Annotated in this window: 21 protein-coding genes; 8 read left to right on the forward strand and 13 right to left on the reverse strand. The window is 39.6% G+C overall.

Translation table 11 applies throughout. The annotated features are described in order from the left end of the window. Positions 1-196: 196 nt before the first annotated feature. Positions 197-1171 carry an HTH-type transcriptional regulator CysB gene (gene cysB, locus CBE70_RS03235; protein WP_075672088.1) on the forward strand — a complete coding sequence of 325 codons (975 nt, stop codon included), beginning with the start codon at positions 197-199 and terminating at the stop codon, positions 1169-1171. Positions 1172-1232: 61 nt separating this feature from the next. Here the strand turns inward: cysB and CBE70_RS03240 are convergent, their stop codons facing one another. After that, positions 1233-2063: a hypothetical protein gene (locus CBE70_RS03240; protein ID WP_100158179.1), complete on the reverse strand. Its 831-nt coding sequence runs from the start codon at positions 2061-2063 to the stop codon at positions 1233-1235. 220 nt (positions 2064-2283) lie between these two features. Between CBE70_RS03240 and acnA the strand changes: the two genes are divergently transcribed. After that, positions 2284-4956 (forward strand): aconitate hydratase AcnA, encoded by a 2673-nt coding sequence (gene acnA / locus CBE70_RS03245; RefSeq protein WP_100158180.1) that lies wholly within the window; start codon positions 2284-2286, stop codon positions 4954-4956. Positions 4957-5037: 81 nt separating this feature from the next. On the opposite strand, the gene CBE70_RS03250 is transcribed toward acnA, so the two are convergent. Next, positions 5038-5853, reverse strand: a complete 816-nt coding sequence (locus CBE70_RS03250; RefSeq protein WP_100158181.1) for a MetQ/NlpA family lipoprotein — start codon at positions 5851-5853, stop codon at positions 5038-5040. A 248-nt stretch (positions 5854-6101) separates the two neighbouring features. Continuing rightward, positions 6102-6701, reverse strand: a complete 600-nt coding sequence (gene ribA / locus CBE70_RS03255; protein WP_023582272.1) for a GTP cyclohydrolase II — start codon at positions 6699-6701, stop codon at positions 6102-6104. A 266-nt stretch (positions 6702-6967) separates the two neighbouring features. On the opposite strand from ribA, the gene pgpB reads away from it, so the two are divergent. The 6 genes from pgpB (at position 6968) to CBE70_RS03285 (ending at position 10987) form a co-directional block, all read left to right on the forward strand. Then, positions 6968-7687 (forward strand): phosphatidylglycerophosphatase B, encoded by a 720-nt coding sequence (gene pgpB / locus CBE70_RS03260; RefSeq protein WP_100158182.1) that lies wholly within the window; start codon positions 6968-6970, stop codon positions 7685-7687. Positions 7688-7906: 219 nt separating this feature from the next. Beyond that, the gene (locus CBE70_RS03265; RefSeq protein WP_231039698.1) at positions 7907-8164 is read left to right on the forward strand and encodes a LapA family protein; all 258 of its coding nucleotides are present in this window, start codon (positions 7907-7909) and stop codon (positions 8162-8164) included. A gap of 12 nt (positions 8165-8176) precedes the next feature. Further along, positions 8177-9349 (forward strand): lipopolysaccharide assembly protein LapB, encoded by a 1173-nt coding sequence (lapB, locus tag CBE70_RS03270; protein ID WP_100158184.1) that lies wholly within the window; start codon positions 8177-8179, stop codon positions 9347-9349. Positions 9350-9394: 45 nt separating this feature from the next. Next, a complete protein-coding gene (gene pyrF / locus CBE70_RS03275) occupies positions 9395-10126 on the forward strand; it encodes an orotidine-5'-phosphate decarboxylase (protein WP_100158185.1) in 732 nt (243 codons plus the stop codon). 29 nt (positions 10127-10155) lie between these two features. Beyond that, positions 10156-10479 carry a stress response translation initiation inhibitor YciH gene (gene yciH / locus CBE70_RS03280; RefSeq protein ID WP_088495683.1) on the forward strand — a complete coding sequence of 108 codons (324 nt, stop codon included), beginning with the start codon at positions 10156-10158 and terminating at the stop codon, positions 10477-10479. Positions 10480-10576: 97 nt separating this feature from the next. Beyond that, complete coding sequence (locus tag CBE70_RS03285) at positions 10577-10987, forward strand: hypothetical protein (protein ID WP_100158186.1); 411 nt, start codon at positions 10577-10579, stop codon at positions 10985-10987. 89 nt (positions 10988-11076) lie between these two features. Here CBE70_RS03285 and CBE70_RS03290 read toward each other — a convergent pair whose 3' ends face one another. From CBE70_RS03290 to CBE70_RS03335, 10 genes are all read right to left on the reverse strand, one after another. Then, the gene (locus CBE70_RS03290) at positions 11077-11625 is read right to left on the reverse strand and encodes an RNA 2'-phosphotransferase (RefSeq protein ID WP_100158187.1); all 549 of its coding nucleotides are present in this window, start codon (positions 11623-11625) and stop codon (positions 11077-11079) included. A gap of 184 nt (positions 11626-11809) precedes the next feature. After that, positions 11810-13756: an exoribonuclease II gene (locus tag CBE70_RS03295; protein WP_100158188.1), complete on the reverse strand. Its 1947-nt coding sequence runs from the start codon at positions 13754-13756 to the stop codon at positions 11810-11812. A 114-nt stretch (positions 13757-13870) separates the two neighbouring features. Next, positions 13871-14509 carry an endonuclease III gene (nth, locus tag CBE70_RS03300; protein WP_075672064.1) on the reverse strand — a complete coding sequence of 213 codons (639 nt, stop codon included), beginning with the start codon at positions 14507-14509 and terminating at the stop codon, positions 13871-13873. A gap of 12 nt (positions 14510-14521) precedes the next feature. Then, entirely contained in the window at positions 14522-15226 is a 705-nt protein-coding gene (locus tag CBE70_RS03305) for an electron transport complex subunit E (RefSeq protein WP_100158189.1), read from the reverse strand. A gap of 1 nt (position 15227) precedes the next feature. Continuing rightward, positions 15228-15854, reverse strand: coding sequence for an electron transport complex subunit RsxG (gene rsxG / locus CBE70_RS03310; RefSeq protein WP_100158190.1), 627 nt, complete (start codon positions 15852-15854; stop codon positions 15228-15230). A 16-nt stretch (positions 15855-15870) separates the two neighbouring features. Then, positions 15871-16947, reverse strand: coding sequence for an electron transport complex subunit RsxD (gene rsxD / locus CBE70_RS03315; protein WP_100158191.1), 1077 nt, complete (start codon positions 16945-16947; stop codon positions 15871-15873). Between the two features lie 6 nt (positions 16948-16953). Next, a complete protein-coding gene (rsxC, locus tag CBE70_RS03320; protein WP_100158192.1) occupies positions 16954-19371 on the reverse strand; it encodes an electron transport complex subunit RsxC in 2418 nt (805 codons plus the stop codon). Further along, complete coding sequence (gene rsxB / locus CBE70_RS03325; RefSeq protein ID WP_006536931.1) at positions 19364-19990, reverse strand: electron transport complex subunit RsxB; 627 nt, start codon at positions 19988-19990, stop codon at positions 19364-19366. Before rsxB ends, rsxC begins: the two co-directional genes overlap by 8 nt. Continuing rightward, a complete protein-coding gene (gene rsxA, locus CBE70_RS03330; RefSeq protein WP_006536930.1) occupies positions 19990-20571 on the reverse strand; it encodes an electron transport complex subunit RsxA in 582 nt (193 codons plus the stop codon). The genes rsxB and rsxA overlap by 1 nt, the downstream gene beginning before the upstream one ends. 94 nt (positions 20572-20665) lie before the next feature. Then, the gene (locus CBE70_RS03335) at positions 20666-21133 is read right to left on the reverse strand and encodes a DUF2569 domain-containing protein (RefSeq protein WP_100158193.1); all 468 of its coding nucleotides are present in this window, start codon (positions 21131-21133) and stop codon (positions 20666-20668) included. Positions 21134-21136 lie beyond the last annotated feature (3 nt).

Below are 21136 nucleotides of genomic sequence, written 5' to 3' on the forward strand. Positions count from 1 at the left end.
CAGCTTTTTTTATGCTTATTTATAGCTTATAACTATTCGATATAACAAAATCTAAATAACACTATTAATTACGTTAGACTGAAATGAAATAAGTGATATAGTGGTTATATATTACATCTTTATTATTCCTTTTAGTTATATGAATATAAATAGAATAACGGAATAATAAGTCTTTTGTTGAAGGGATAGCCTCTCCATGAAATTACAACAGTTGCGTTATATCGTTGAAGTGGTGAATAACGATTTAAATGTTTCGACCACGGCAGAGCGTTTGTATACATCTCAACCGGGAATAAGTAAACAAATTCGCATGTTAGAAGATGAGTTAGGTATACAAATATTTTCTCGTAGTGGTAAGCATCTAACGCATGTGACACCAGCAGGTGAAGAAATTGTAAGGCTGTCTAGAGAGATTTTATCAAAAACAGAAGCTATTCGATCTGCGGCAGGTGAGCACACTTATCCAGATAGAGGCTCACTATCGATTGCAACAACGCATACGCAAGCTCGTTATGTATTACCTCCAGTAATAAAAGGTTTTATTGAGCGTTATCCAGACGTTTCATTGCATATGAATCAAGGTTCACCAACACAAATTGCTGAAGATGTATGCAGAGGTAAAAGTGATTTTGCAATCGCGACAGAATCACTGCATCTTTATAACGACTTAGTGATGCTACCTTGTTATCGATGGAACCGTATTGTGGTGGTTTCAAAAGATCACCCACTTGCACAAAAACGAGAAGTGACGCTAAAAGAGCTTGCGGGTTACGATATCGTTACTTATACCCAAGGTTTTACAGGACGTTCAGATCTTGATGATGCCTTTGGCAAAGTAGGGTTAAAACCTAAAATTGTTTTCACTGCAACTGATGCCGATGTCATTAAAACTTATGTGAGACTGCATTTAGGTATTGGTGTGATTGCCAGCATGGCATTTGATCCTGTACTCGATAGCGATTTAGTTGCCATTGATATGCGTGATAAGTTTAGTTATAGCACAACTAAAATTGCGTTTCGTCGTAGTGGTTTCTTACGTGGCTATATGTATGATTTTATGTGGCGTTTTGCCCCTCATCTTACGCGTAATTTGATTGAGCAAGCTGTTGCGTTGCGAACGAATGAAGAGATTGAAGAGCTATTTAAAGATATCGAATTACCATTAGTGTAATACTGAAAGGCGGGTCATTCCCGCCTTCAAGCGTGTTCATAAACCTAATTTCTGCTATTACTCATTTCAAATAAAAATCCCCACTAAAAAAAGCATCTGATTTTGCAATGCTTAGCTGACGGTACTTAGTTAAGAAAGCATAAAACTGCTGATTAATCAGAGGATCATCAAGTGCGCTGGCATCAAATACAGAGGTAATGGTGGTGTACTCTAAAGAGAGGGTAAATTTACGACCAATACAACTGGCGAGTAGCATTTTTGCTGATTGATAAGAAAAACGTAGGCTCAAAATTTTCAGCTTTGGAACAAAAATAAGATGATTATTATGATTGAGTATCTCCGTGATCCCCGCAATAGTTATCGTTTGATAGCTATCTAATGATTTTCGTAATCCGACTTCTATTTTTTGCCCTTGATTACGTAAAAAATCAATAAATTCTCCAAGCGCAGGAGAGGTAGCATTGATTGCTGCTCCTAGTAATAATTGAATAAACGCTTGAGCAACAGAAAAATCAAAGGTTTGCTTATGAAGCTTTTTTGTTTCGATTTTATTGTGCCCTAGAAGCGGCAAATGGTTGAGAGTATCTAACCAATGTTCGGGGCGATAATAGGCGTCATTATCCTCTTTTTTTAATGCGGTAAGATGATTTGCCATAATAGAAATGAGTCCAATTTGAATATTTTTAAGTTGTGACATTTTTTCTATTTCGGAAGGCTCAAAAGGTTTTGGTGACGCGATGATAAATTGCACTAAACCTTCTGAATCTTTTATATTTTGAGAATGTAATGCATTCATCGATAAAGTTTGCGGAAAAGGAGGGGTAACAGGCTCCGCAAAATAGTGATCGGCATTCATAATATTTTTTAGTAAATCAGATTGTTTGTTATTCATAAATATTATCCTTTACACAGTTATACCTCTCTCATTTAAGCCTAATTAAGCGAAAACCTAGAGACTAAAATTTATTAACACCATGACGGCCATAACATTGCGTTAACAAATTGTGTGGTCTTTAAGCGAAATTCAACGTTATATGATATGTTTAATAAATAACCTTACCTATTTTGATAGTTTAAATATGCTGTCAGTATAAAAATAAGAAGGAGGAGCTATGTCGTTACGTTTGAAAAAAGAGAGCCATTCCACGCTCTTAGTCGGATCTCAAGAATATGAGTACTACCGTCTTTCAGAAGTTGCCCGCCAATTAGGCGATATTACTCGTCTTCCTAAGTCTCTGAAGGTGTTACTAGAAAACTTAGTGCGTTATCTCGACAATGATACTGTTGTTGACGAGGATATTAAGGCACTAGTTGAGTGGCAAAAAACAGCTCATGCATCACGAGAAATAGCGTATCGCCCTGCAAGGGTACTTATGCAAGATTTTACAGGTGTGCCTGCGGTTGTTGATTTAGCAGCTATGCGTGAAGCAGTGAAGTCTTTGGGTGGGCAAGTGGATAAAGTTAATCCATTATCACCCGTTGATTTGGTTATCGACCACTCTGTTATGGTTGATGAATATGCCAGTAAAAATGCGTTTGCTGAAAACGTTGAAATTGAAATGGAGCGTAACTATGAACGTTACCTTTTCTTACGTTGGGGACAGCAGTCCTTTGAACGCTTTCGTGTCGTGCCACCAGGTACAGGAATTTGCCATCAGGTAAACTTAGAGTACCTAGGCAAAGCTATTTGGTCTGAGGTGCAAAATGGACGTCATGTGGCTTACCCTGATACCTTAGTCGGTACAGATTCTCATACCACAATGATAAATGGTCTTGGCGTTTTAGGTTGGGGGGTAGGCGGCATTGAAGCAGAAGCTGCAATGTTAGGACAACCTATCTCCATGCTAATTCCCGATGTTGTTGGTTTTAAATTGACAGGAAAATTACGTGAAGGGATCACTGCAACTGATCTGGTATTAACCGTCACACAGATGTTACGTGCTCATGGTGTTGTGGGTAAATTTGTGGAGTTCTATGGTGATGGTTTAGCGTCATTACCTTTAGCTGATCGTGCAACAATAGCGAATATGTCACCAGAATATGGTGCAACCTGTGGATTCTTCCCAATAGATGATATCACCCTTGATTATTTGCGTTTAACAGGACGCGAAGAACAAGAAATTGCGCTTGTTGAAGCTTATAGCAAAGAGCAAGGCCTATGGAGACATACAGGCGATGAACCTATCTTTACGTCAACATTATCGTTAGATATGGGAACCGTTGAAGCGAGCCTTGCAGGGCCTAAACGCCCTCAAGACAGAGTTAATCTACCGAGTGTACCTAAGGCATTTAAAGCAGCTGTAGATCTTGAAACCAATAAGAAACCACTGGTGCAGTTTCCTCAAGTAAAAATTGATGATTATCCTGCATTTGAGTTAACCGATGGTGCTGTCGTTATTGCGGCTATCACATCATGTACCAATACATCAAACCCTAATGTCTTAATGGCAGCCGGATTACTGGCTAAAAATGCGGTAGAAAAAGGATTACAGCGTAAACCTTGGGTTAAGTCTTCTTTGGCGCCCGGTTCTAAAGTGGTCACAGATTATCTTAATCTAGCAGGATTAACGCCTTATCTTGATGAGTTAGGATTTAATCTTGTGGGATATGGTTGCACAACATGTATTGGCAACTCAGGCCCTTTATTAGCACCGATTGAAAGTGCGATTAAAGATAACGACTTAACTATTGCGGCTGTATTATCTGGCAACCGTAACTTTGAAGGTCGAATTCATCCCTTAGTGAAAACCAACTGGTTAGCATCGCCGCCTTTAGTGGTTGCCTACGCCTTATCAGGAAATATGAATATCGATCTTACTAAAGAGCCATTAGGTCAAGATAAACAGGGTGATCCCGTTTATTTAAAAGATATTTGGCCTGACAGTAAAGCTATTGCTGATGCTGTTGAAAAAGTTAAAACAGAGATGTTCCATAAAGAGTACTCCGCCGTATTTGAAGGTGATGAAACATGGAAATCACTGCAAACACAAGATACACCAGTCTATGATTGGCAACCAGACTCTACCTATATTCGACATCCTCCGTTCTTTGAAGGAATGTCAAAAACGCCGGCTCCAGTTAAAGATATTCATCAAGCTAGTATTTTGGCTATTTTAGGTGATTCGGTGACTACTGATCATATTTCACCAGCAGGTAATATTAAGGCGGATAGTCCCGCAGGGCGCTATTTGCGTGAGCATGGCGTCGAGCCGAAAGATTTTAACTCTTATGGCTCAAGACGTGGTAATCATGAAGTAATGATGCGAGGCACATTTGCTAATATTCGTATTCGTAATGAAATGGTGCCAGGAATAGAAGGTGGTTTTACCAAGCATATTCCAACCGGTGAAACACTGGCTATTTATGATGCTTCAATGCGTTATCAGCAAGAAAATACGCCACTGGCAATTATTGCAGGTAGTGAATATGGTTCAGGCTCTAGCCGAGACTGGGCAGCGAAAGGAACGCGTTTATTAGGTGTGCGAGTCGTCATCGCAGGCTCTTTTGAGCGTATTCACCGTTCTAACTTAATCGGTATGGGCGTTTTACCTTTAGAGTTTCCTAAAGGGGTATCTCGTCAAACATTGGGCTTAAAAGGTGATGAAAAAATTGAGATCACAGGGCTTAATGCATTAGTACCGAGCCAAGATGTCGCGGTTAATATTACTTTCGCAGATAATCGTACTGAAACTATTATGGCGCGTTGCCGTATTGATACTCAAACTGAATTAGCCTATTTCCAACATGGTGGCATATTGCATTATGTTATTCGTAATATGCTGTAATTAGTTTTATAGTTTGTAGATAAAAGATGCCTCATTATTATAAAAATAATGGGGCATTTTTTTTATCTTTCTTAATAACAATCACCAACCCTGAATTGCACCACCGTTAAAAATGGTTTCAGCCGCGGTGGCAACTTCGGGGGATTGGTAAGCCTTAATAAAATCACGCACATTATCAGCGTCTTTGTTCTCTTCTCTTGTCACAATAATATTGGTGTAAGGCGAGTTTTTATCTTCAATAAAAATACCGTCTTTGGTGGGCGATAAATTAATTTGTTGGATATAAGTTGTACTGATAATAGCGACAGTCACTTTTGGATCGTTTAAAACTCGTGGTAATTGCGCACCTTCTAGCTCCATAATTTTAAGCTTAAGTGGATTATCAATAATATCGATAGCCGTAGGCAATAAACCACTGTTTGGTTTTAGTGTAATAAGATTTTCTTTATCTAATAATAGTAATGCTCTACCTAAATTGGTGGGATCGTTAGGAACTGCAATGGTGTCGCCTAATTTTAACTCCGAAGGATGTTTAATCTTAGTTGAATAGCCCGCCATAGGAAAAACAAATGTATTACCCACAGCCACTAAATTGTAACCACGAGATTGGTTATCTTGGGCAAGAAAAGGGCGATGTTGAAAAACATTGGCATCAAGTTCTTTATTTGCCGTAGGATCGTTAGGCAATAAAGAACCGCTAAAGCTCACCAATTCAACATCTAAGCCATATTTTTCTTTTGCAACTTTTTTGGCAATTTCAGCCACATCTTGTTCAGCACCATTAATCACGCCAACCTTGATTGAATAGCTGTTTTTATCGCTATTATCACAGCCTGTTAATAATGTTCCTGCTAATAACAGCACGCCGAAAATCCTACCAGAAAAATGTAATGGCATAATGCATTCCTATCAAAAGTTATTTATTAATAAATAACTTAGGATCAGATAGATAGTCAATGAAATCACATATGACAAATTTTCACATGATATAATTTAATGATAAAAAAGACGTAAAAATAAGATGTAAGAAAAGAAAAATAGATAAAGAATGAATTTGCAAGGTAATAGAATAAAAGGAATAAATAAAAAAATCCGAGCAATTCAGGCTCGGATTTGAAAAGAATTAATGCTGTGCTGTTACTGTATTATTGCGCTTTCTTAAATAAAAGATGGCCCATTTTATCGGCTTTAGTATCAAGATAATGAGCATTACTTGGATTACGTCCGACGATCAAAGGAACTCGCTCGATAACATTAATTCCTGCGGCTTTCATGATTTCAATTTTCTTCGGATTATTAGTTAATAACCGAACTTCATGAACGCCTAAGAGGTTATACATGTCAGCACAAAGGGTAAAATCGCGTTCGTCAGCTTTAAAACCTAATTCAAGGTTCGCTTCAACGGTATCTAAACCTTTATCCTGTAATGCATAAGCTCGTATTTTATTTAGCAATCCAATATTTCGGCCTTCTTGGCGATGGTAAAGTAATACGCCACGACCAGTTTTGCTTATTTGTGAAAGCGCAGCTTCAAGTTGGAAACCACAATCACAACGTAGGCTAAATAAAGCATCACCCGTTAAGCATTCTGAATGAATACGAGATAATACGGGTTCTGAGCCTGAAATATCGCCATAAACAAGGGCGACATGATCTTTTCCTGTTGCGATTTCTTCAAAACCAACCATTAAAAACTCACCAAAAGGAGTTGGTAGTTTTGCTTCTGCGATACGTCTTAATTTCATTATTTTTGACTCATAATTTCAGGTGAAACTCTCGTTCAAGATTATACACTTTATAACGAGAACAAAGAGAAATAAAACACTGAAATGCTTCCATACCTGATAGGCAAGGAACTGGGATAACACACACTTATAAATTCACACCACTACAAATTATCAGATTTTGTGCCTTCTTGCATAATGATTTATTGCTAAACTTGCATCGTTTATACTGATAATCTTTAGCTGTAAACGGAAGAAAACATTTGTATTTAAGAAGAGGCAATATATTGAATAAGCAAGTAACAAAGTTGATCCTATTGGGTAGTATGTTGCTCTTAATCATACCAAGTGCTGTGTTGATATTGGGTTGGAAATGGCAACCTACCGATCACCCTTTAGGCGGTATAAGCACATTATGGATAGCGGATAGTGCAGCAAAACCTTGGGGGATTGTGACTATTATTGTTTTGTTAGCGTTGCTCTTTAGGGTTTTGAAATTAAAACTTAACAAGTTCATTCAATTAGCCGTGATAATCATTGCTACATTATCTATTGGGCAATTAATAAAAGTTGCGGTTAAAAATACAGTAAAAGAGCCTCGCCCTTATGTTGTTTGGGTTAGTGAAAATTTGCACATTAGCTCTGAGGCTTTTTATCAAGTATCAAGGCCTGAGCGAGAACAATTGCTCCAAAATGGATTAGCTAACTCACCTGTGATCCCTGAATGGCAACTTAAACATTGGAAAGCTGAAACGGGTTATGCTTTTCCGTCCGGTCATAGTTTATTTTCAGCCACACTCGCATTATTTGTTTTTGTCCTTTTTATGTTGCGTCGTCATTATTTTTTAGCGTCACTCGGGTTATTATGGGGAATTGATGTCACGGTAGGGCGTATTGTATTAGGAATGCACTGGGCATCTGATGTGATTGTCGGTATTCTTATCAGCACTGTGCTGGTTTGGTGTGCATTTAAGGTGATTGAGCGACGTTTATTGCTCAAATCCTGACGATAGCCCTTATTTTTGAGATACAGAATGTCTTTTTCGATATTTATGTGAAAAAATATACGAAAATCAGATGATTCTAAGAAATGACTTTCTTTGTGCGCAGTGAAAATGCTACCTTTATCTGTCTACTAAAGAAAAGAGAATAAAAAAGGAAATAATGTGAAAAAAGTCCTACTTTTTATTTTGGTTATTCTTGTTCTTGCCATCGTGGTAATTGCCATGACTTTAGGCACAAATAACGATCAGGTTGTCACATTTAATTACCTTATTGCTCAAGGTGAATATCGTATTTCTACCTTGTTAGCTACCCTATTTGGTGTGGGCTTTGTACTTGGCTGGATTGTAAGTGGTATTTTTTATCTACGTGTACGCTTATCACTAGGCCGAGCAAAACGTAAAATTAAACGTCTTGAAAGCGCTCAAACAAAACAAGAAAACCAAGAAAGTCGCCCAACGGTTGCTTCTGCTACGAAATAAGGACGATAGCTGATGCTAGAATTGCTGTTTCTGTTATTACCTGTCGCTGCGGCTTACGGCTGGTATATGGGGCGTCGTGGCGCTCAACAGGACAAACAGCAGAACGCCGATCGCCTGTCACGTGAGTATGTGGCGGGTGTTAACTTTTTACTTTCTGATCAACAAGATAAAGCAGTTGATCTTTTCCTCGAAATGCTTAAAGAAGATAGCTCTGCTTTTGAAGCCCATCTTACTTTAGGTAATCTTTTTCGCTCTCGAGGCGAAGTCGAACGAGCTATTCGCATCCACCAATCGTTAATGGAAAGTGCTGCACTTTCCTTTGATCAACGTCTACTTGCTGTTCAACAGTTAGGCCGTGACTACGTAGCGGCGGGTGTTTACGATCGCGCTGAAAATATGTTTCAGCAACTTATTGATGAACAAGAATTTCGCCAAAGTGCACTACAATCTTTGCTTGCTATTTACCAGTTAACCAGTGATTGGGGAAAAGCCATAGAAACGGCTGAAAAATTGGTTAAATTAGGTCAGCATGAATTAAGAGAACAAATTTCACATTTTTATTGTGAATTGGCACTTCAAGAAATGAGCAGTGATAATCTTGATAGCGCGCTTAATCTGTTACAAAAAGCAGGGCAAATGGATCCTCTCTGTGCCCGTGTTTCAATTATGTATGGTCGTATCTATATTGCTCGTGATGATAAGCAAAAAGCTATCGATGTTTTAATGAAAGTCATTGAGCAAGATAAAGAGATGGTCAGTGAAACCTTACCTATGCTTTTTGAATGTTTCCAAGCTCAAGGCGATGATAATGCTCGTTGGGAAAATTATTTACGTCAATGTGTGGATAGTAATTGTGGTGCGATTGCAGAGCTTTACCTTGCTGACATTATTGAAGCTAAAGAAGGTATTGAAGCGGCTCAGTTATACATTAATCGTCAATTAGAACGTCATCCAACCATGCGCTTATTCTATCGTTTAATGCGTTACCATTTAGCAGAAGCGGAAGAAGGACGTGCCAAAGAGAGCCTTATCTTATTGCGCTATATGGTTGGTGAACAAATTCGTACGAAGCCAGATTATCGTTGCCATAAATGTGGTTTTACCTCTCATGCATTATATTGGCATTGTCCATCCTGTCGTTCATGGGATACCGTTAAACCTATTCGCGGTTTAGATGGTCAGTGACGATGTCACTTTTTTAATAGTCTCTCTATAAATAAAGGCCCTAAAATGTCATTTCATTGTGATAAAAAATCGCCCGAGCTTACCTGCGCGCCCGTTATTGTGGCACTAGACTATGAAGACCAAAAAAGTGCATTAGATTTTGCACAGCGTATTGATCCCTCATCCTGTCGTTTAAAAATTGGTAAAGAGATGTTTACCCGTTTTGGACCTCAATTTGTGACTCAATTACAAAAAGAAGGGTTTGATATTTTCCTCGATTTAAAATTCCATGATATTCCCAATACTGTTGCAAGAGCCGTCGCTGCCGCTGCTGATTTAGGTGTATGGATGGTTAATGTACACGCGAGTGGTGGAAGTCGCATGATGCGAGCAGCTAAAGAGAGTCTTGCTGCCTTTGGTAAAGATGCGCCACTTTTAACGGCAGTGACTGTACTTACCAGTATGGATCAATCTGATTTAGTTGAATTGGGAATAACATTGACGCCCGCAGAGCAAGCAGAACGTTTAGCGTTACTGACAAAATCTTGTGGTCTTGATGGCGTTGTCTGCTCTGCACATGAAGCAACACGTTTTAAACAAGTTTGTGGTGATGATTTCTTATTAGTCACTCCGGGTATTCGTCCAGCAGGAAGTGATGTTGGCGATCAGCGTCGCGTAATGACGCCAGAGCAAGCCATTGCAGCAGGTGTTGATTATATGGTGATTGGTCGTCCTATTACTCGTAGCGATAACCCTCTTGAAACATTGCAACAAATTAATCGTTCTATATTAAAGTAAGACGAATATATACAAGGTATGTAATTAACATGGATAATAACTCTCGTTTGGTTTATTCCACAGATGCGGGTCGCATAAAAGAAGAAGAACAAAAACCAGTACGTCCTGCCGGTGATGGTATTGTACGTATTCAGCGCCAAACTAGTGGACGTAAAGGCAAGGGTGTTTGTGTTGTTTCAGGTATTGATCTGGATGATGCAGAGTTAGCCAAACTTGCGGCTGAACTGAAGAAGAAATGTGGCTGTGGTGGGAGTGTCAAAGACGGTTTAATTGAGATCCAAGGTGATAAACGTGATTTAATTAAATCGCTATTAGAAGCCAAAGGAATGAAAGTTAAACTTGCTGGTGGCTGATTTAGCTAGCGACGAAATAAATGATAATGCGCTGATTTTCTATTGAGATTAGCGCATTTTTTATGGTCACTAATCGATGTTTTTTTAAAGGTATTTTATGAAAGCGTATTTGATGATTGTTGCACTGTTATATTCTTCTGCGCTTTTTGCAGAAACCAAAACTGATAACATGATTGTGCATGATAAATATTGCTCTTCACCAGAGCAAACTATGGATGAAGTCTTTGAGAATGGGGCGCTAACACATTGTGTTTATCCAGGGTTTTCGATTGCAGATGCATATAAAAAATACGTCAATGAGCATGATGAATATTATCTGGTAAAAACCATTAAGGTGAACAGTAACATCCAAAAAGAGTATGCAAAAGACGGTGTTTCTGTTGATTATAAATGGGAAAATTCGAATAAATTAATGATAGAGCAACAGTTTTCAGGTGGTTTTACAGAGTTTGTGTTAGAAGAAGATAAGAAAGGCACTAGGATCACGATCACGGGTCATCCTGATTAATTACTAATCCTAATTAATTACTAATAAAACAGCGAAATCCATAAGTAAGATTATAGGTGACAATGTCACCTATTTTTTTGTACTTTATACTATTCTTTCTCATCGATTTTTAGATATTTTACTGGCACTGAAAGTGTTAGCCAAACACCATTGTCAGCTTGAAAGAAATCAAAACCTTCACTGAACATTTTTTCACTATCCACGGTTAAAACCATGGCTTTTCCATGACGTTTGCCGACATTTACGGCTGTTTTATAATCTTGTGAAAGGTGAACATATTGACGACCATTAGGAATTAAACCTTGATCAAAAATACTATCGATAAAGCGAGTTGCTGTACCGTGAAAAAGTGTTTTAGGGGGAGTAATAGCTTGGTAATCAATTGTGGTTTTAAGCGAGTGACCTTGAACTGCGCGAATAAAAAGGCCATCTTCTGAAATAGCAAAACGCTTTTTATCATTGGTTTCTACAACGTCTTTAATTAATTCAAGGGTTAGCGATGTTCCATTTTTCTGTGCTAATGAGATTAATTTTGATATTTCACCCCATCCTTGGTCATTCAATGTTAAACCGATACTTTCAGGGGCGTGACGTAAGATATAGCTTAAAAAGCGACTAATTTGTACTTTGTCTTTCATTAATGTAATCCATTTATTGCTTATTAAATTTATGACGCGAGAGAAAACACCAATGCATCATAAAAACATTTCCTTTCTTTTTAAGGTTCTTTGTTTATTACTAGTTTGATTCTAAATTAGAGATAAAAAAAGCCGATAGTTCACTTAGAACTATCGGCTTCATTGTATACCGATTTAAGTCCTATTAGATAGGACGAGCGACGATATTACGTGTTTCTAGTTTTACATCTTCAATGCGAACAGGAATGATATCATTGAGTTTATAAGCAGTTTCGCCTTTCACAATGACGGTGCCGGTTTCTTGGCTACATTGGATTTCATCACGTACCGCATGTAAGAATGGCGCAGGAATAAAGGCAACCGCACCATTTTCAACTAAACGGACACGAATACCACCACGTGTAATATCAATAATCTCTGCATTAAATGGTGTTTCAGTGCCAGCAAAAGGTTTTAAGAAACGCGCATATAACCAATCACCTACATCACGCTCTGCCATACGATTAGCACGACGACGCTCTGCAATACGAATGCCATCTTCTTCTTGTGGTTTTTCAGCACTTTCTTTGCTGATAATCGCTTTGAGCAGACGGTGATTTAAAATATCACTGTACTTACGAATTGGTGAAGTCCATGTCGCGTAAGCTTCTAATCCTAAACCAAAATGAGGGCCTGGCTCGGCTTTGATTTCAGCAAAGTTTTGGAAGCGGCGAATACGGCTATCAAGGAATTGGTTTGGCTGATTATCAAGTTCACGACGCAATTGGCAGAAACCTTCAAGTGTTAATAAACTTTCAGACGTAGTTTCAATACCGTTATCTTTTAAGGTCTGTACAACTTGATCGATATAAAGTGGATCAAAGCCTGTATGAACGTTGTAAACGCCAAAACCTAAGTTTTTCGCCAGTACTTTTGCCGCACAGATATTGGCGGTGATCATCGCTTCTTCAACAATGCGATTTGCGATACGACGTTTTTCTGCAACGATATCTAAAACATTGCCGCCTTCATCAAGAATAAAACGGTAATCAGGACGTTCTTTAAAGACCAGAGCATGTTTTTCGCGCCATTCATGGCGTTTTTCACACATCTCTTTTAATAACATTACTTGTTCATGAACCATTTCATTTTCAGGTTGCCATTGTGAGTTTTCACCTTCTAACCAATCTGAAATGTTGTCATAAACCAGTTTAGCTTTTGATTCTACCCATGCAGAGTAGAAGTGAATATCTTCAAGCAGAGCACCATCTTCAGTGATGTTGACTTGGCAAACCAACGCAGGACGTTTTTCATTAGGACGTAATGAACAGATATTATCTGACAGCTCACGAGGCAACATTGGGATATTAAAGCCCGGCAGATAATTAGTAAGCGCGCGTTGTGCTGCAATTTTATCTAATTCACTATTTGGCAGAATATAAGCTGTTGGATCGGCGATTGCGATAAATAGCGTTAAATGACCGTTATTTTCTTTACGAATAAATAGCGCGTCATCCATATCTTCTGTTGATGCACTATCAATAGTGACAAAGGAGAGAGAAGTCAGATCTTCACGAGGCAAAGCGTCATGTAATGTCAGCGCTTCGTTACCCATTTCAGGCGCATCACGTTCAAGTTGATGACGCATTAAGGTTACCCACCAAGGCGCAAAGTGATCATCTTTATCCGTGATATAGTCGGTTATTTCTGCCTGAAAACCTTTATCACCTTTATTAAGTGGGTGACGACGCATTACGGCAACAGCCCAATCTTGATCAACAAAGCTATGAGTTAAGCCTTGAGCCGGACGGCAAGGAATAGCGTCTTTTAACAGAGGGTGGTCTGGAATTATCCACAGACGGTTATCACCTTCTTTTTTCTGAATACGACCGACAAAACGCGTTAAGAAAGGTTCGACTAATTCTTCGGGTTCAACCGATTCTTTGTCGCCATTTGTATGAACGGCTGCAATAACTCGATCGCCGTGCATCACTTTTTTCATTTGCGGAGGGGGAATAAAATAGCTTTTCTGACCATCAACTTCAAGGAAGCCAAAGCCTTTATCTGTTCCCTTTACAAGGCCTTCCACGCGCGGTGTCTGGGCATGGAGTTGCTGTTTTAGCTGTGCAAGCAGCGGATTGTCTTGAAACATATTTTTCCGGAAAGTCGGCAGTTTTAATAATAAAAAGTGGGCAATAGTTTTATTCGATTGTGTGTAGTGACGCAAGTAATATTGCATCAGAAAAACAGACAAATCGGCAAAAAATTATTCAGGATCTGTTTTTTCTTTAAATTCACAAAGATCTTCAATAATACAAGAGCCACACCGTGGTTTTCGTGCAATACAGGTATAACGCCCATGAAGAATAAGCCAATGGTGACAATCAACTTTAAATTCTGCCGGAACAACCTTTAACAGTTTTTGTTCAACTTCATTGACATTTTTACCTGGGGCGAAACCTGTGCGATTACTCACTCTAAAGATATGCGTATCGACAGCGATTGTTGGCCAGCCAAATGCCGTGTTTAAAACGACATTCGCTGTTTTGCGACCGACACCGGGTAAGGCTTCTAGGGCTTCTCTGTTTTCAGGAACTTCACTGTTATGTTTATCGACTAAGATTTGACACGTCTTAATCACATTTTCAGCTTTAGTATTATATAGACCAATGGTTTTAATGTATTTCTTAAGACCATCGACGCCTAAAGTCAGTATCGCCTGTGGTGTATTGGCAACAGGGTAAAGCTTAGCTGTTGCCTTATTAACACTCACATCGGTGGCTTGTGCAGAGAGTAATACAGAGATCAATAGTTCAAACGGAGAGTCAAATTTTAGCTCTGTCGTTGGTTGCGGATTGTCATCGCGCAACCGAGTTAGAATTTCAATACGTTTTGCTTGATTCATTATGCTCACAAATTAATTTTTAACGATATGACTACCACAGCCTTGTTCTTTTTCGTAAGTTTTAGTTGTCGAAGTGCTGCGCTTTTTCTGTCTTTCATCAATTAGGTATTTTGCTGCTAACATAAAGCCTAAGCCGATAAAAGCACCCGGTGGCAAAATGGCGAGTAAGAAGGGTGAGTCTAAATGTACTATCTCAACTCTTAATACTTGTGCCCATTCACCTAATAGTAAATCAGCTCCGTCAAATAATGTACCGTTACCTAACACTTCACGTATAGCACCTAAAACAAAGAGTGCGGCAGTTGCACCTAATCCCATCGCTAGGCCATCAATAGCAGAAGGAAAAACTTCGTTCTTAGCTGCAAAAGCTTCGGCACGACCAATAACAATACAGTTAGTGACGATCAATGGAATGAAGATCCCTAAAGATTGATATAAGCCATAGGCGTATGCGTTGATCAATAACTGCACAGCACTGACGACAGACGCAATTATCATAACATAAATTGGGATACGAATTTCAGAGGGAACCCAACGACGTAAGCTAGAAACGGCCACATTTGTACAAAATAGGACTAATGTTGTCGCAATACCTAGGCCTAAGGCGTTTGTTGCTGTTGAGGAAACAGCAAGTAAAGGGCACAACCCAAGTAATTGCACTAAAGCCGAGTTATTTTTCCATAACCCTTGAGAAAAGAGCTCTTTAATTGAGTTCATATTAATTTGCCTCACAGACAGAGAGTGTATCGAGTTTCTCTGGTAAAGATTGTATTAACCACGCAGTACGCTTTGATGAGTTGACGACAGCGCGAGGGGTGATCGTCGCACCCGTAAATTGATCAAAATCTCCGCCATCTTTTTTTACTGCCCAGTGCGGATCGTTTTCACTGGAAATGAATCTATTACTCAGCGTTGTGATCCAGTCCGAAATACGTGTTTCAATTTTATCACCTAATCCCGGCGTTTCATTATGAGCCGTAACACGCACACCAAGGACATTGCCTTTAAAGTCGGCTCCCACAAGAAGCTCAATTGCTCCTGAGTATCCATCTGGTGCAGTAGATTCTAATGCAGCGGCAACAGGTTTACCGTCTAAACGAGCAACATAAAGCTTATGGGGCTTGGTATTACCTAATTCTGGGGCTGTAAGAAGATAGCAATCTTTAGAAAGCGAGTTGTTATACATCGCTTGGGGGATCACTTGATCTAATAATTTTTGTTTCTCTAATGCAACTTGCTCTGCAATGGTATCGGCAGTGAGGTGATAGACCACGGCGGTTAAACCCGTAGTACAAGCTGCAAAGATAGCTAATGTGAGTCCATGGCGTTTTAAGATTTCGATCATCATTTTCTCCTTGGCATTAATGCCCGTAAACACGAGGGCGTGTATAGCTATCAATAAGAGGTACAGCGATATTGGCAAGTAATACAGAGAAAGCGACGGCATCTGGATATCCGCCATAAACACGTATAATCCAAACTAATAAGCCAATCATCCCCGCATAAATTAAACGGCCTTTAGGTGTTGTTGAGGCGCTAACGGGATCAGTCGCAATAAAAAATGCTCCTAACATCGTGGCTCCAGAGAAAATCTGTAATAGCGGTTGCGAGTAACGTGTAGGATCAATACCCCAGCTAATAACCGAACACAGTGCTAATACAGAAATCATCGCAACAGGGATATGCCAGCTAATAATGCGTTTATACAGTAGAATTAATCCACCAACTAAATAAGCCACATTTACCCATTGCCAGCCAATGCCCGCAAATTCACCTTGTAAAATAGGTGTCGCTAAAACTTCATCAATAGTATGAGTTAGTAAGCCTGTTTTAAAACTATCAAGAGGTGTTGCTTGTGTAATGCCATCAACAGAGCGTCTTAAATCTTCAAGCGTTAAACCAGATGATGTATGTCCCGTAAAGAAGATGCTCAAACTATCCATAACATTGTAAGAGACAGCTTGTAATTCAACAGGGGGCATCCAAGATGTCATTTGTACTGGGAATGAGATCAGTAAAACCACATAACCTACCATTGCAGGGTTAAATGGATTTTGTCCTAAGCCACCATAAATATGTTTTGCGATAACAATGGCAACAAAAGTACCTAAAACGATGATCCACCACGGTGCCAAAGGCGGAATACTAATGGCGAGCAAAACACCAGTTAGCAGTGCTGAATTGTCTTTCAGATAGAGTAAGGGGTCTTCTTTTTTGAGCTTTACGCAGAGTGTTTCAGTGATAAGCGCTACGATAATAGCTAACACAATTTGGTAAATGGTTCCTAAGCCAAAGAAATAGATCTGGCTTAAGATCCCCGGCAGTGCTGCTAATGTTACCCATAGCATAACTTGGCTGGTGGATTGTTGATTATGCGTAAAAGGTGAACTCGCAATTTTTAATTTACTATTGTTATTTTGTATAGGTCTGAATTTCATCTGTGATTAATCCAAGGTAACTTCTTCTTTAGCTCGACGTTGTTCGGCTTCTTTTTTTGCTTTTACTCTGGCAATTGCGGCAGCAACGGCAGCTTTACGTGGATCGACTTCTTCCGCTTCAACACTTTGAGCAGGCGCTTCATCAGTTGTTGTTTCCGTTTGTACTTGTTGAGCTTCTTTTTTTGCTTTTACTCTGGCAATTGCGGCCGCAACGGCAGCTTTGCGCGGATCGACTTCTTCCGCTTCAATATTTTGAACAGGCGCTTCATCAGTTGTTGTTTCCGTTTGTACTTGTTGAGCTTCTTTTTTTGCTTTTACTCTGGCAATTGCGGCCGCAACGGCAGCTTTGCGCGGATCGACTTCTTCCGCTTCAATATTTTGAACAGGCGCTTCATCAGTTGTTGTTTCCGTTTGTACTTGTTGAGCTTCTTTTTTTGCTTTTACTCTGGCAATTGCGGCCGCAACGGCAGCTTTGCGCGGATCGACTTCTTCCGCTTCAATATTTTGAACAGGCGCTTTTACAGTTGATGATGTTTCGGAAGCTTGCTGTGCTTTTTTCGCTTTAACACGAGCCAGTGCAGCAGCAACGGCAGCTTTGCGCGGATCGACTTCTTCCGCTTCAATATTTTGAACAGGCGCTTCTACAGTTGATGATGTTTCGGAAGCTTGCTGTGCTTTTTTCGCTTTAACACGAGCCAATGCGGCCGCAACGGCAGCTTTGCGTGGATCGGCATCATCGCTCTCACTCGCTATATTCTCATTTGAGGCTTCTAGTGCTTTTTGCTGTGCTAATTTAGCAGCCTGTTTTGCTCTGACTTCTTCTTTACGTTTTTTACGTGCGGCAATAGCGGCTGCGTTATCTGGCTCTTCACCTGCTTTAACAGAAATAATTTTGCCGATACTTTGTTTTGTTTTTACACGAGAAAGTGCGGATTGAACTTCACTATGTTCATCATCATCAAGTTTAACTGCGGCACGTTGATGTCTTGCTTCACGCTCAAGTTTTTCACGCTCCATACGTATTTTTTTTGCTTCAAAACGTGCTTTGGCTTCAGCCGCGCGTTTTGCTTCCGCATCAATTTCACGTATTTCAGCTTTTTCTTGGCGGTAGTATTGAACTAGTGGAATATTACTTGGGCAAACAAACGCACATGCGCCACACTCAATACAATCAAATAAGTTATGTTGTTGTGCTTTCTCATGCTCTTTACCTTTACTAAACCAGTAAAGTTGTTGAGGTAATAAACCACTAGGGCAAGCATCAACACAATGACCACAACGGATACAGGCTTCTTCAAGGTTATCTGTATCCATCTCTTCAACGGAAGGAATAAGAAGGCAGTTCGTTATCTTAACAACAGGAGCATTTAAGTCTGGTAAGGTAAAGCCCATTAATGGTCCACCCATAATCACCATTTGTTCAGAGCCTGCTACAAAGCCCGCTTGTTTTAATAACGAGTAAATCGGTGTCCCTAAACGAACCCAAAAGTTACCCGGTGTTTTAGCGCCATTACCTGTAACGGTGACGACACGCTCAATTAAAGGTTCATCATCGATAATTGCGCGTTTGATAGCAACGACTGTACCTACGTTTTGCATCAAAACACCAATATCAGATGAACGACCTCCTGATGGGACTTCTTTACCTGTTAAGATCTTGGTGAGTTGTTTAGCACCGCCTGATGGGTATTTTGTTGGGATAACACGAATGAAAATACGTTTCTCATCAGGTACTGTACTTAAGGCGTGTTTTAACGACTCAATGGCTTCAGGCTTATTATCTTCAATACCAATTAACACTTCATCTGGAGAGAGAAGGTGAATTAAGACCTGACACCCAGCAATCACTTCATCAGCATGCTCTTGCATTAAGCGATCGTCTGCTGTGATATAAGGTTCACACTCTGCCGCATTGATAATGAGTGTTTTAACGAGATCGCCACCACCTTTTAATTTTGATGCGGTTGGGAATCCCGCCCCACCTAATCCTGCAATACCTGCTTCATGGATACGGCTAAGTAATGTATCTCTGCTTTCTAATTGGTAATTAATGATAGGTGATTTTTCTCGCCATTCATCTTTACCATCAGATTGAATTCTTACTGCAATTTCAGGTAATCCAGAAGGGTGAGCACTAGGAAAAGGTTCTATTGCTGTAACCGTACCAGAGATAGATGCATGTACAGGTAATGTTCTGCCAATCCCTTTTGTTAATGGTTGACCTTTTAATACATGCTCACCTACGCTGACACAAAGTTGACCGGGTACACCTAAGTGCTGATGAATAGGAATAATGACTTCATCAGGTAATTGCGCTATACGCATAGGTGTACGGCTTGACTGTAATTTCATTTCAGGAGGATGAATACCGCCTTTAAAATCCCAGATTTTATCTTTTTTAAATAACGAAAAGAGATTAAACATGAGCGTTATCCTCCGTCTTTAATGACGGTTCATCTTCAGGTGTTTCTTCAGGCTCTGCTGGAATGTTTTTAACAGGAATTGTGTTTAAATCCCATTTCCAGTTTGAGGTTGTGACTTTGACAGGAACCAAGGTTATACAATCAGTAGGGCAAGGCGGAACACATAAGTCACATCCGGTACATAAGTCTTCAATAACGGTGTGCATAGCACGGGTTGCGCCCACAATGGCATCAACAGGACATGCTTGAATACACTTAGTACATCCTATGCAATTATCTTCATCAATTAAGGCGACTTTTCTAATTGGATTTAACGCTTCTTCGTCACCATCAAGCGGTTGAGGATCAACGCCCATCAATTCAGCTATTTTTAACATCACTTGTTCGCCACCCGGCGCACAACGGTTAATCATTTCTCCATTGTTTGCAACTGCATCTGCATAAGGACGACACCCAGGATGACCACATTGTCCGCATTGGCTTTGCGGTAATATTGCGTCAATTTTTTCGACAATAGGATCTTCTTCCACTTTAAAACGACGTGCGGAATAGCCCAAAATTAGCCCAAAGATAAGACCTAGCGCACCCAGTACGCCAATTGCTATCCATAAAGAATTCATTACAGTTTCACCAAACCACTAAAACCCATAAAGGCGAGAGACATTAAACCTGCGGTAATTAAACCAATTGAAGCACCTTTAAATGGTGCAGGTACATTGGCGACGGCTAATCTTTCTCGAATAGCGGCAAATAACACCATCACAAGAGAGAATCCTACCGCTGCGCCAAAACCATACACAGCTGATTGCATAAACGTATGGGCTTGATTGATATTTAATAACGCAACACCTAAGACGGCACAGTTTGTGGTAATTAAAGGTAAGAAGATCCCTAACAAACGATAGAGTGTCGGGCTTGTTTTTCTTACGACCATTTCAGTGAATTGTACAACTACTGCAATAACTAAGATAAAGCTCAGTGTGCGTAAATAAAGTAAGTCCAATGGGACTAAAATAAAATTATCCATCAGCCAAGAACTAATCGAGGCGAGAGTCATAACAAAGGTCGTCGCAAATCCCATTCCAATCGCGGTTTCTAATTTTTTTGATACACCCATAAATGGGCATAAACCTAGGAATTTGACGAGTACAAAGTTATTCACCAATACGGTGCCGACGAATAGAAGCAAGTAATCAGTCATTGTTATGCCAAAATTGTTAAACAGAGAAACAAAAAGCCTCCAGAAATAAAGAGGCTAAACAAGCGTATATAATATCAAGGGTAAAGGTGTGAAGTTATCGAAGTTGTGTGAAAGTTTCACGAACACGCTTAGCATACTTGATATAAGGCACAAAGCAGACTGTTGAGAAGACCGACCATAGAAGAGATTTTAACGCTGTTTGGTCGTCAACCGGAGCAAACCCAAAGCTTTTAATGGCTAAGAGTAAGTTAATCAGCAACCATAAAATAAATAGGCGTGGAAAATTTTGAGCGCGATAAAAAAATTGTCTTAACAGATATAACGTAAAGGCAAACATCACCCATGTTGTTAATGCAGAAAGATACCAACTTGAGATTAAATGAAAAGGAAGCTGGTGGAGGATCGAAAAATCTGAAAAATATTTAATGACATAGAGCACCGACATCAATCCAGAGCCAATAATCGACAAAATCATATACGCCAATGGCGCAAGCAACCACCCTGTAATCGGCGCTTTGCCTGAATGGTTATCCGACGTGTTTGCTTTGAGATCAAATTTCATTAA

This window comes from Proteus columbae, from assembly GCF_002777965.1.
Classification (GTDB): Bacteria; Pseudomonadota; Gammaproteobacteria; order Enterobacterales; family Enterobacteriaceae; genus Proteus; species Proteus columbae.